The 12,240-nt window shown below is 42.1% G+C and carries 10 protein-coding genes; 5 read left to right on the forward strand and 5 right to left on the reverse strand.

Translation table 11 applies throughout. The features are described 5' to 3' along the window. The first annotated feature begins 9 nt into the window (after window positions 1-9). From BN35_RS05355 to BN35_RS05370, 4 genes are all read left to right on the forward strand, one after another. Entirely contained in the window at window positions 10-537 is a 528-nt protein-coding gene (locus tag BN35_RS05355; RefSeq protein WP_025072026.1) for a shikimate kinase, read from the forward strand. A 21-nt stretch (window positions 538-558) separates the two neighbouring features. Continuing rightward, entirely contained in the window at window positions 559-2,451 is a 1,893-nt protein-coding gene (gene speA, locus BN35_RS05360; RefSeq protein ID WP_025072027.1) for a biosynthetic arginine decarboxylase, read from the forward strand. Window positions 2,452-2,619: 168 nt separating this feature from the next. Then, on the forward strand, window positions 2,620-3,132 hold the full coding sequence (locus BN35_RS05365; protein ID WP_025072028.1) for an RNA polymerase sigma factor: 513 nt from the start codon (window positions 2,620-2,622) through the stop codon (window positions 3,130-3,132). Continuing rightward, on the forward strand, window positions 3,122-3,610 hold the full coding sequence (locus tag BN35_RS05370) for a hypothetical protein (protein ID WP_025072029.1): 489 nt from the start codon (window positions 3,122-3,124) through the stop codon (window positions 3,608-3,610). The genes BN35_RS05365 and BN35_RS05370 overlap by 11 nt, the downstream gene beginning before the upstream one ends. Window positions 3,611-3,746: 136 nt before the next feature. Here the strand turns inward: BN35_RS05370 and BN35_RS05375 are convergent, their stop codons facing one another. From BN35_RS05375 to BN35_RS05390, 4 genes are read right to left on the reverse strand one after another with little or no spacing between them, the layout of a single operon-like run. Beyond that, the gene (locus BN35_RS05375) at window positions 3,747-4,592 is read right to left on the reverse strand and encodes a CPBP family intramembrane glutamic endopeptidase (RefSeq protein WP_025072030.1); all 846 of its coding nucleotides are present in this window, start codon (window positions 4,590-4,592) and stop codon (window positions 3,747-3,749) included. Continuing rightward, on the reverse strand, window positions 4,593-5,543 hold the full coding sequence (locus BN35_RS05380) for a bifunctional riboflavin kinase/FAD synthetase (RefSeq protein WP_025072031.1): 951 nt from the start codon (window positions 5,541-5,543) through the stop codon (window positions 4,593-4,595). Beyond that, window positions 5,521-6,159, reverse strand: a complete 639-nt coding sequence (locus tag BN35_RS05385) for an HAD family hydrolase (RefSeq protein WP_025072032.1) — start codon at window positions 6,157-6,159, stop codon at window positions 5,521-5,523. The genes BN35_RS05380 and BN35_RS05385 overlap by 23 nt, the downstream gene beginning before the upstream one ends. Continuing rightward, window positions 6,156-8,789, reverse strand: coding sequence for a calcium-translocating P-type ATPase, PMCA-type (locus BN35_RS05390; protein WP_028900958.1), 2,634 nt, complete (start codon window positions 8,787-8,789; stop codon window positions 6,156-6,158). The genes BN35_RS05385 and BN35_RS05390 overlap by 4 nt, the downstream gene beginning before the upstream one ends. 190 nt (window positions 8,790-8,979) lie before the next feature. Here BN35_RS05390 and BN35_RS05395 point away from each other — a divergent pair, with 190 nt between their 5' ends. Beyond that, on the forward strand, window positions 8,980-9,936 hold the full coding sequence (locus BN35_RS05395; RefSeq protein WP_025072033.1) for an alpha/beta hydrolase: 957 nt from the start codon (window positions 8,980-8,982) through the stop codon (window positions 9,934-9,936). A 660-nt stretch (window positions 9,937-10,596) separates the two neighbouring features. Here the strand turns inward: BN35_RS05395 and BN35_RS05400 are convergent. Further along, entirely contained in the window at window positions 10,597-12,132 is a 1,536-nt protein-coding gene (locus BN35_RS05400) for a hypothetical protein (RefSeq protein WP_102938011.1), read from the reverse strand. Window positions 12,133-12,240 lie beyond the last annotated feature (108 nt).

Genomic DNA, 12,240 nt, shown 5'->3' on the forward strand with positions numbered 1-12,240 from the left:
CAAGACATGATGAATCGTATTATCATCCTTGGCTACATGGGGGCAGGAAAGACAACGATAGGAAAAGCCCTGTCTAAAGCAACGGGAATGCCCTTTTACGACCTTGATTGGTACATAGAAAACAGGATGCGAAAGACGATACCACAAATCTTTGAAGAACGAGGGGAAGAGGGATTTCGGAAAATAGAGCATGAAATGCTGCACGAAGTTGCCGAGTTCGAGAATGTTATTTTCAGCTGTGGTGGTGGCACTCCCTGCTTCTTTGACAACATGGACTACTTGAACAGGCAGGGCAAAACAGTATATCTGAAAGCCTGCACCGATGTACTCTATAAACATTTGAACATGGGCAGGAACGTCAGACCCTTACTACTCAACAAGACAGCGGATGAGGTGAAAGCCTATATCCAAAGCCAACTCCGTGAACGAGAAATTTATTATCAAAAGGCACAGTACACCTTTGACGTGACATTACTGGATCAATACGAAAAAATTAAATTAGCAGTAACACAATTGAGAGCACTTCTCAACCTCTAAAAACAGAACATTTCAGAAACAATGAAAAAGTGGACAATAGAAGATTCAAAAGAACTATATAACATCAATGGATGGGGCGTTTCTTATTTTGGCATCAACGAAAAGGGAAATGCCTATGTAACACCTTGCAAAGACAACACGGAGATAGACCTTAGAGACGTGATGGACGAGCTGGCACTACGTGACGTGAGCGCACCCGTACTATTGCGTTTCCCCGACATCTTGGACAACCGAATAGAAAAGACTGCCAGTTGTTTTGAACAAGCATCCAAGGAATACAATTATACAGGACAGAATTTCATTATCTACCCCATCAAGGTAAACCAAATGCAGCCTGTTGTTGAGGAGATTATCTCTCACGGACAGAAATTCAATTTGGGACTGGAAGCGGGCAGTAAGCCAGAACTTCATGCCGTCATAGCGGTTCAATGTCAAAGCGACTCTCTGATTATCTGCAATGGTTATAAAGACCAGAACTACATTGAACTGGCACTCTTGGCACAGAAAATGGGCAAACGCATCTTCATTGTCATTGAAAAACTCAACGAATTAGACATCATTGCCAAAGCTGCTAAGAAGATAGGAGTACGCCCTAATATTGGTATTCGCATCAAATTGGCTTCATCGGGTTCGGGAAAATGGGCTGAAAGCGGTGGCGATGCCTCCAAGTTTGGTTTGAATTCTTCTGAACTTTTACTGGCATTAAAAATGCTTGAAGAGAAAGGTCTCAAAGACTGTCTTCACTTGATTCATTTCCACATCGGGTCGCAAATCACCAAAATACGCCGCATTCAGACGGCTCTGCGTGAGGCAGCGCAATATTACATCAATCTGCATAAAATGGGTTATCCCGTCGATTTTGTAGACTGTGGTGGAGGATTAGGGGTGGACTATGACGGTACACGTTCCTCCAACAGTGAGAGTTCGGTCAACTATTCTATTCAAGAATATGTCAACGACTGTATTTATACCTTTGTAGAGGCAGCCGATAAAAATGAGATTCCGCATCCGAACCTTATCACAGAAAGTGGCAGATCGCTTTCTGCGCACCACTCGGTGCTTATTATTGATGTGTTGGAAACAGCCAGTTTGCCTCAAATGCCTGAAGAGTTTGAACCCGAAGAGAATGATCATCAGTTGGTAAAAGACCTCTATGATATATGGGATAATTTGAATTCGCGCAACATTATGGAAGACTGGCATGATGCAGAACAAATCCGCGAAGAATCTCTTGACCTGTTCACGCATGGCATTGTCGACCTTCGTACACGGGCGGAGATAGAGAGTATCTATTGGAGTATCTGTCATGAAATAAACATGATGGCTAAGTCGCTCAAGCATGTCCCTGATGAATTGAGAAATTTAGACAAGACTTTGGCAGATAAATACTTCTGTAACTTTTCCTTATTCCAATCACTCCCAGACAGTTGGGCGATTGATCAGCTCTTCCCTATATTGCCTATTCAGCGACTGAATGAACGACCTACACGCAACGCAACCTTACAAGATATTACCTGTGATAGCGATGGAAAGATTGCAAACTTTGTGACCAATCGCAACATCTCACACGTCTTGCCTGTCCATACGTTGAAAAATCACGAACCCTATTATTTAGGTGTGTTCCTCGTAGGAGCCTATCAAGAGATTTTAGGCGATTTACACAATCTCTTTGGGGATACCAACGCGGTGCATATCTCCGTGAAGGATGGCAAATACAAAATAGACCAAATCATTGATGGTGAGACTGTTGAGGAAGTGCTTGACTATGTGCAATACAACCCAAAGAAATTGGTAAGGCAATTAGAAACTTGGGTAACAAAGAGTGTCAAGCAAGGAAAGATTTCGTTAGACGAAGGAAAAGAGTTCTTAAATAATTATCGCTCTGGGCTTTACGGCTATACCTATCTTGAATAAGGAAGGCAAAGGGAACAGAAATGAGGCAAGAGTTGAAGAACATCCTCAACACCTCATGCCACCAACGACAAATGCTTGAAACAGGAAGCTTAATCTTTTAATAAAAGTTAAAAGAAGATTACGTTGTAACTTACATACACCTCAATCGTCATATAAATAGAGGCAAGGATGAAAAATATCAGTTTTCGGAACGACGTCTTACCACTCAAAAATGTGCTTTATCGGCTTGCACTACGCATTACGCTTAGTCACGAAGAGGCAGAAGACATTGTTCAAGAGACGCTGATTAAGGTTTGGAACAAGCGAGAAAGCTGGGAAGAGATAGAATCTATCGAAGCTTTTAGTCTCACGATATGCAGAAACTTGGCACTTGACTGTGTGAAAAGGCATGGACATCTCGCTGAATCGTTGGAAGAAAGACCCGTAGAAACTTCAGACCACTCATCCAATCCTTTCGAAAAGACGCTGCAACGTGACCGCGTAGAATTAGTAAGAAATATCGTGAATGCGCTGCCCGAGAAGCAAAGAAGCTGTATGCAGCTCCGAGATTTTGAAGGAAAAGCCTACAAAGAAATTGCCGAGATACTGGACATCAGTGAAGAACAAGTGAAAATAAACATCTTCAGAGCCAGACAAACGGTAAAAGAACGATTCAAAAGATACGACAATTATGGATTATAAATATATCAAACAACTTTTAGAACGCTATTGGGTTTGCGAGACTTCTCTTGAAGAGGAAGAGATTCTTCGCACATTCTTTAGCCAGAAGGAGGTTCCAGCCGAACTCGAAAAGTATAGGGCCTTGTTTGTGTATGCACATCAAGAAGCCACTCAAGACGTTTTGGGAAGCGACTTTGATGCAAAGATTATTTCCATGATAGACGAGCCAGTGACTGTGAAGGCACGCACCGTAAGACTGAGCGAACGGCTCATGCCTCTCTTTAAGGCAGCGGCTGTAGTAGCCATTATCCTGACGCTAAGCAATGCGTTACAAGTGCCTTTCATGACAAGCAATGGCTCTACGGGTACAAATACAGCTGGAGTAGAACAAGTGCAGCAAGGAGCTTCTGTCGCTATTGGTGATTCTTCGAAAACCGATACCATGCAACAGAGTAGCATACTGCCTTCGGAGATTCAGCCAACGCCCATGATAAAATAAGATAATTTCTATGCTTTCTCAAGAATAAATAATGTTTAGTAAAACAAAAACGAAACTGTGAAGTTTCAACATTCTCTCAAATTTTTCATAACATACTAATGTAAGAAAAGAAACGCCACCAGTGGGTGGCGTTTCGCTATTTTAGCTTTTCTTCAGCAGGATGCAGTCTTCTTTGTAACTGAAACAATGACGGCAGGAAGATACATAGCGAGAAAAGCAAACTCAACCATACTGCCCGTTGGCTTCCGCCAAAGATTTCTACCAGCCGAAGATTTGCTGTTTGTGGCATCACGTTATACAAAATAAATACTGAAGAATTATTGATGCAATGGAAAACGACTCCAGGGATGATGCTATTGGTACGAACATACATCCATCCTAACAACAATCCCATGAGGAAAGCATGAGGAAATTGGGCGAAATTGCCATGTGCCAATCCAAATATCAATGCCGAAAGGGCAATTGCAATCCATGGAGTGGTTTGCTGAAACGATTTTCTCAAAGTCCTTAAAATGGCTCCTCGAAACACCATTTCCTCTGCAATGGGGATAAGTACTTCACCGACAAGATAGCCCCAAGGACTACCTAACAAAGCCATTAACATGCGTTCAACACCCGAAGGGACATCTATTTCCAATTGTTCTATCATCCATGTGGAGGGAATTAACGTGCCAAGAGACAGCAAAACCACCCAAAATAACGTTCCCCATGGTCGACTCTGAACGTATGAACGAGACAGAGGAACCCACTTAAATCCACCAAAGATAAGCATTGTCAATGCACTTGAAAGTCCCGAAGACAAGATAACAGTTGTTGTACTCAACATCGCATGTTTAGCTGCATATCGCAAGGCTTCTTGAAAGTCCATGCCATGAACGAGCAGTGTCCCTAAATTCACTACTTTCATCGCCATGAGTTGTATCAAGACAAACAGCACTAAGTACCAAACAACATCGAGGACTGTTCTAAAAATTGTTTTCATTTATTCGTTCAACTGATTAAAAAACATATTCACATTTTCGGCATCTTGCACCAGTTGCTGCCGTAAATCGTCCACCTGACTGAAACACTTTTCTTCACGTAAACGCTTATAAAAAGCAATTGAAAGCTGATGTTGATAAATGTTGGCATGGTAGTTGTCCAACAAATTTGTTTCGATGGATAAAGAGGTTCCGTGAAAGGTAGGACGCGTCCCAATGCTTGTCATTCCACGATACCATGCACCTGTCTTATCAATTTGTGCTTGAACCGCATACACCCCTTGTGCAGGAAGGAGTTGGGTGATTTGCTCTATGTCCAAATTTGCGGTGGGAAAGCCCAACTTTCGTCCTTCTTGAAAGCCCCCTATCACGTTAGACGTCAGGGTGTAGGGATAACCCAAGCATCGATTTGCCAATGGGAGTTCACCTTCGCGTATCAACTTTCGGATAATTGATGAGCTCACCTGTTTTCCTTCTTCGTCGTCTACATAGGCGTCATTCCTTATCACTTCCATGCCTAATTGTTGTCCATAGCGCACATAATCTGCAAATCCCTCTCTGCGATGATATCCAAATTGATGATCGTAACCGATGAATAAAGCACGGACTTTCAATTGATGATGCAAAATATGCGTCATAAACTCCTGTGCTGTCAATGCAGCCATAGTAGGTGTGAAATGAAGAACAACAACACAGTCTACCGCTGTACGAGCTAAAAGGTCAAACTTTTGTTCATTGGTTGTCAACAATTCTGGGACGTAATCTTTTTGCAATACCGCACGTGGATGCTGATCAAAGGTCACCACCACCGATGGCATGCCAGCTTGTTTTGCCTTCTCCACCACCTTGTGTATCAAATATTGATGTCCTTGATGCACCCCATCAAAGAAGCCCATAGTAGCTACACATGGTTCATCTAAGTGTGTATGTTCATCCAAAAAGATTGTCTTCATCCCATTCTTGTTTATTTAGCCAGTCATTGCCTGTAGTCTCATGAAACACTTGAATACCTAATTGGGCAGCCGACTGGCAGTTTGTCAAAGAGTCGTCTATAAATAATGTCTCATCCGCCTGAATGCCAGCAGCGTTCAATACACGTTCAAAAATCTGCCTGTTCGGTTTGGCTATGGTCATTTTGTACGACAAGAAGATTTGCTCAAAATAACTGTTTTCGGTCATATGTGCGTCTGTAAAATCGTCTATCACGCATTTCTTCCAATGCATTTCGTTCGTATTGCTGAGCAAAAATAAACGATAGGACGGTTTCAGTGCCAAGAGACGTTTCTTCTTCATCTGTGGAATGCCCGTTAATAATTGGTTCCATGCCCACACAATCTCTTCATCACTGGCGTTGCAGCCAGCCATGGTACGCACCTCTTTACAAAAGTCTGCGGTGGTCATTTGTCCTACTTCTATATCATAGAACAAGTCTGCTGTACGATGATCTCGCACATATTCAGCGACAGTCTCCGCACCTATTTGTTCAAAGGCACTGATACAGCGATGTTTGTCCAAGCCCACAAGCACACCTCCCAAATCAAAGATAATATTCTTTACTTGTTGTTTCATGCCTTTTTTGTCTTTATTCGTCGCATCCATCGCCACAACTCTCCAGCCCACAGAACCATGGAAGTAGCCCCAATAACGAGAATCCACTCATGAAAGGACAGCGGAACGGTGCGGAACATCTTTCCGCCAAACGTGACGATAAGCCATTGTCCAAAGATAACCATGAACAAAACCAAGAGCAAACCTCTGTCTTTCCAAAGATAACGAAAAGCGGTATGATTCGTTCCTAATGTCTTTGCATTAAATAAGTTCCATAGTTGAATCATCACGAAGGTAGTAAAGAAGATGGTTAACTCGCGAATATCTACCCCTTCAGAACCTCTACGCTCACAATAAATCAACATTGCAAACATAATGGCGAAGAAGACTACACCGCAAAATAATATTCCTTTCCTCATCTCTTTGTTAATGATGAAGTCAGAGTTCTTGCGAGGTTTGTCCTTCATCACATCTCTCGAAGGCGGCAAAGAGGCGAGAGCCATGGCAGCAAAGGTATCCATAAGAAGGTTGACCCATAAAATTTGAGTGACCGTAAGCGGCATTTCTACCCCCACAAAGGAGCCACCAAGCACCAATAACAAAGCGGTGACATTGACCACCAATTGGAAAAATAAGAAACGCTGAATGTTCTTATACAGCGAGCGTCCCCACATCACCGCATGCGCAATAGAACCAAACGAATCATCTAACAACGTCATGTCACTGGCTTCTTTTGCAACACTGGTTCCAGAGCCTAACGAAAGACCAACATGGGCATAATGCAGCGCTGGCGCATCGTTGGTGCCATCTCCAGTAACAGCAACTACTTCACCTCTTTTCTGCAACATTTCTACCAGTCGTTGCTTGTCACTGGGACGGGCTCTCGACATTACTTTTAATCTTGGGGCATATTCATAAGCCTCTTCATCGGACATGGCGCTCCATTGTGGACCAGAGATTGAATCCTTTTGTGAGGTCTCATCCTTCCAAATTCCAATCTGACGGGCTACTTCTACAGTAGTGGCTTCGGTATCACCTGTTACAATTTTAACCTCTATTCCTGCATTCTGGCATTGCTTCACTGCCAAGGGAACATCCTTACGTATTGGATCACTAATCGCTGCCACCGTCTGAAACAGAAGATCATGTAATTCCTCTTTTAGCTCATCTTTCGAGAATAGAGGTGCTTTCAAGGGCTTGTAGGCAAACGCCAAAGTTCGCATTGCTTTCTGTTGATAGCCCAACAGCATGCTTTGAAGCTGCGCTTGTTCTTCGGTACTCAATGCACAAAAGCTCATCACGATTTCGGGTGCTCCCTTCACAAACAGATAAGGCTGCCCGTTAAGCTTGGCAACCGTTGCCATATACTTATTTTCTGTCGAGAAAGGCAACTGAGCTATGACCTCTATTTGTTCGCGTATTGTCTGATAAGAAACGCCCTGTTTGCTCAACCACATCAACAGTGCGACTTCCGTTGGATTTCCAATTCCACTGTCGTCAGTAAGCTCTGCCGTGGTATTGAGTGCTATTGCTTGGGATAATAATTCATCATGGAGAGATACAGTCTGTGGCATTAATCCTTTCATCTCCATAACCGTCATTTTGTTTTCGGTCAGCGTTCCTGTCTTATCCGTACATATCACGGTTACAGCCCCCATCGTTTCACAAGCATGGAGCTTTCTTACAAGATTGTTACTCTTGAGCATTCTACGCATATTGAGCGCTAAACTCAAAGTTACTGCCATTGGTAAACCTTCGGGAACAGCCATCACAATGAGCGTGACTGCCATCATGAAGTATTTCAATACCACTTCTGCCATTCTGAAATAATCGTGTCCTTGCCAAACGACATCATTCACCATGATATCGTGAACAAGGAAAATGATGAATGCCATTATCGCTACAGTCGAACCCACTTTTGATATCAGTTTAGCCAACTTATCCAATTGCTTGTTGAGTGGCGTCTTGGTATCAGTGGTTTCTGTCGAGTTGCGAGCCACTTTTCCTATCTCTGTCTCATCTCCTACAGCTGTTACAACGGCTGTTCCGCGCCCATTCATGACCATGGAACTACGCAGAATCATGTTTCGTGGATAGGTATTGTTGCCCTCATCGTGCGTTCCCTCTGGCAAAACTACCTTTGAGCAAATAGGCTCACCTGTGAGTGAAGACTCATCGATGTGAAGATCGACAGCTTTCAGAAGCAGTCCGTCGGCAGGAATCTCATCACCTACTTCGATAATCATAATATCTCCCACCACAACTTCTCGTCGTGGAATCTCTATCACATGCCCATGGCGGCGCACCTTCACTGGTGACTCTTCATTTAATGCATTAAGGATATTGAACTTTTTAGCTGCATCTCGCTCAAAATAAAAGCCTACGGTCGTGGCAAAAAAGATAGCAACGAAAATACCGATGGTCTCAATAAAATCTTTTTCAATAAGAGATAACACTAAGGAAATGGCTGCTGCTACCAAAAGAATTTGAATGATAGGGTCGCGGTACTTATCCAAGTACAATTTCCAAAGAGATGTACTTGGAGGTGGCGTTAATACGTTCTCGCCATGTCGTTGTCTGCTCTCTGCAATTTGTACATCAGTTAATCCAGCTGGATTGTACTCTAAATTTCTTATTTCTTTAGTACTCATAATTTTTGCAAAGTTACAGTAAATCAGGTGTATGGCAAAACGAAAACCCTTAATTTGACATCTTATCATGTGCTAATAAATGCAAAAACGGAGTCTCCTGTTAGTGGTATCGTTGTGCATCTTGTTTATTTTACTTATCTTTGATTTTCCACTATCAACACCTCAAATGAACAATTCAAAACGGAAAGACATGAAGAAATGGTTGAAAATTAGTCTCATCATTGTCGCTATCATAGTGCCTTTGGCGCTTGTTGGTGGCAGTTTTTACATGCTGGAGTATTCGTTGGGACGCCCGACTCACTTTCAAATGGATGAAAAAACACGGTATGCGCATGTGATGAACACCCATCCAGAAATCAAGCCATGGTTGGATAGTCTGTTAACACATCATCTGCTTCATGACACAGTGGTGACTATGCAAAACGGAGAACAGCATTTTGGCGTGTTTGCCTATGCCCCTCAACTCAGTCGCAAGACGGCAATTTTGTTGCATGGTTATACAGATACGCATGCCAACATGATGATGATAGCCCACATCTATGCAAAGATGGGCTACAACGTGTTACTTCCTGATCATCATGCCCACGGACAAAGCGAAGGAGAACGCATCAAAATGGGTTGGAAGGAACGGAAGGACGTGCTGCGATGGATGGCGATTGCCGACTCTTTGTTCAGCGATTCGCTCGGGCATAGCGAGCAAGTAGTGCATGGTATCTCCATGGGTGCGGCTCTTACCATGTGCGTCTCGGGGGAGCGTACACCCGACTATGTTAAGTGTTTTGTAGAAGATTGTGGTTATACCAGTGTGTGGGATGAGTTCGAGAACGAACTGAAAGTACAATTTGGGCTACCTGCTTTCCCCTTATTGTACACTGCCAGTGCCCTGAACAAACTAAGAGACGGGTGGTCGTTCCAAGAGGCTTCACCACTTCGGCAAGTTGCAAAGTGTCACAAACCGATGCTTTTTATCCACGGTGACAAGGATTCTTATGTTCAAACGAAGATGGTCTATCCGCTTTACGAGGCAAAACCAGCCCCCAAACAGCTATGGATAGGGAAAGGGTCAAAGCATGCAGAGAGTTATCAAGATCATCGCAAAGAATATTCCGAATTAGTTCGCAATTTCGTGAGTCGATACATCCACTAACTCCAATTGATTCAGATAGTGGCACAATGCATAAGCAAGTAACAGAGTGAGTTGCCAACGAGTGCAATTCTCCGACGTGAGTCATGCGACTATGTCGTGTAGATAAGGTATTACAGCCTTATCATTTTTGGGTGCGGCATACGTTGCTTTTGTCCTGTTATTTTACCAAAAAACGGTCATCTAAAATCTTCAAAATAGAAAAAATCAATAGGCAAACGCCCTGCAAAAATGCGCTGATTTTCACAAAACAATCGTCTTTTTAAGCTGAAACATTGACTTTACGGTCTTGGAAACACTCTTTAGAGGTGTTATTCACATGCTTCAGGAGCATTAAAGCATGCAAATAGCAGGCTTATCTCAATGTTTCAATCGCCAAAAGGTGGTAAAAATGCGAAAGAAAAGAGACCTCTTTGATATAACGTTATTAATATCAATGAATTATGAAAGTTGCTCATAATTCGCGTATTTGCGACCAACTTTGCCGTTGGTTGTTTTCACGCAAGTTTTGAGAGGCTCTTTGTAAAGAAAATTCAGCATTTATTTTCCTTTAATGCTAATTTATAGAACCCGCCTGTAAAAGTTTCTTAGTAGTTTTATGAAAAAAGGGAAATACTCGAAATGAGTACTTCCCTTGTCATAAAAAGCGGTATTTATAACAGATTAAAAATCTATATCTAAACCGACACCCAGAACTTTATTGGTACGTGTAAAATTATCGGTGTTATTTGCTACAATCTTTTTGTTTGTTGATTGTAATAAGGGTAAAGGTTCTGATGAAGATTTGTCAAATTGATCATAGTTCGTCCAAAAATAAGCTACATTGAGGCGTGCACGTTTCATGATACGTACAGAACCACCAAAACCAAAAGAGTAGCTACTGGTGACAAAACTCATATCAGTAAGGTAGCTTCCGTCGCCCAAGCCATATTTGGTACGTTGCATGCCCGCACTAATCATAACATCTTTTGTTATATCCCATTCTGCACCTGCCAAATATTCTTGTGTGTTGCCACTGAGCTGTTCTTGTTTGTTGTTTGCCATGCGTGCGCTCTTGTCAAAAAAGTGATGATAAGATACCATCGTACGCAGATTCGGAAGAACAGCATATTGTACGCCAATTGTCCAAAGGGCAGGAATGTCGTTGGGTGTGTTCACTCCATGTTTGAACATGCCAGTATCATCTCGTTTTGTATTATTTTGGATGTTGAGATATGTATTGAACTCCATACGAGTACCTACATTCCATTTCTTGTAATTAAAGTTTAGTCCAATGATGGGAGTAATACCCCAGCCAGTTTGTGTGCAATCCAAGTATTTATCTTGCACTTTTTCTTTATAACTATCCATTGCTGATGCACCAGCATTCAGTTTTGCAGCAGTAGCTTCCAATTTTGTTCTCTCGGCTCCAGCAGGCAGATTGGTTGCTTTCGAACTCAACATTGTTGCTTGCATTCTTAATTTGTTTGCTTGTTCTGCAAAATAGTTGTTAAGATTGACATTAGCTCCTCCTATGTTGGCTGTTATGTTAGTAATGTTTCCCTCGTACTTATTTAGGACATAATTGATACGCATACCTGCGTATGCGGATAGGTGTTTGTTCATCTTATAAGTACTTCCTAACTGAACGCCAAAGATGTATTGCTGACCACTTATATAACTATCCATTGAGTAGTGAGGTGTTTTACTAGTCAGCCCTGCCGAAGCTAATAATGCAGGGATAACAGATACTTGACGTTCAAAAGAGCCAAGTCCATCATTAAAGGTGGCTTTGCCTCCACCACCAAAGAGCCCAAATGCCATCTGTATGCCCCATTTGTCGTAATTTAGCGCAGCTTGCAAAGAAGGGAGTATTGGTACGGCAGCATTTCCTGTATATTCTTTAATTCCATTCTCGTTACCTCCATTGAGCTTGAAAGGTTGATAAAAAGGGGTCTTTTCCATTGAAGGTATTGTTATGCCACTTTTTATAGTTCTCGACTGATATACATTTTGTGTGTTGAATGATAAGTGCCACCCCTTACTTAAAAAGGCTACGCCAGCTGGGTTAGCGTAAACACCGTCTATACCAATGGCACCATCTCTTGCAAAATTTCTATTAAACGCAATATTTTGGTTGGTGTTGGTAAGAAGACCACCAGCATTAACTGCTGTACAAATGGATAATAATCCTGAAATAATGTAAATTACTTTTTTCATTTTTTTAATTATAAATTTGATTGCAAAAGTATTTAACTTGTTCAGGATTTCCTTAAAAGCCCTCTATACCTTAAAATATATTAACATAAATAAAGAGTTTTGTTGCAC

It is taken from the genome of Hoylesella timonensis 4401737 = DSM 22865 = JCM 15640, from assembly GCF_000455445.1.
GTDB classification, from domain to species: domain Bacteria; phylum Bacteroidota; class Bacteroidia; order Bacteroidales; family Bacteroidaceae; genus Prevotella; species Prevotella timonensis.

What these genes read in the sequence shown, in the direction of transcription:
- BN35_RS05355 (WP_025072026.1), top strand. Translation starts at nt 10, where the DNA reads ATGAATCGTATTATCATCCTTGGCTACATGGGGGCAGGAAAGACAACG.
- speA (WP_025072027.1), top strand. Translation starts at nt 559, where the DNA reads ATGAAAAAGTGGACAATAGAAGATTCAAAAGAACTATATAACATCAAT.
- BN35_RS05365 (WP_025072028.1), top strand. Translation starts at nt 2,620, where the DNA reads ATGAAAAATATCAGTTTTCGGAACGACGTCTTACCACTCAAAAATGTG.
- BN35_RS05370 (WP_025072029.1), top strand. Translation starts at nt 3,122, where the DNA reads ATGGATTATAAATATATCAAACAACTTTTAGAACGCTATTGGGTTTGC.
- BN35_RS05375 (WP_025072030.1), bottom strand. Translation starts at nt 4,592, where the DNA reads ATGAAAACAATTTTTAGAACAGTCCTCGATGTTGTTTGGTACTTAGTG.
- BN35_RS05380 (WP_025072031.1), bottom strand. Translation starts at nt 5,543, where the DNA reads ATGAAGACAATCTTTTTGGATGAACATACACACTTAGATGAACCATGT.
- BN35_RS05385 (WP_025072032.1), bottom strand. Translation starts at nt 6,159, where the DNA reads ATGAAACAACAAGTAAAGAATATTATCTTTGATTTGGGAGGTGTGCTT.
- BN35_RS05390 (WP_028900958.1), bottom strand. Translation starts at nt 8,789, where the DNA reads ATGAGTACTAAAGAAATAAGAAATTTAGAGTACAATCCAGCTGGATTA.
- BN35_RS05395 (WP_025072033.1), top strand. Translation starts at nt 8,980, where the DNA reads ATGAAGAAATGGTTGAAAATTAGTCTCATCATTGTCGCTATCATAGTG.
- BN35_RS05400 (WP_102938011.1), bottom strand. Translation starts at nt 12,132, where the DNA reads ATGAAAAAAGTAATTTACATTATTTCAGGATTATTATCCATTTGTACA.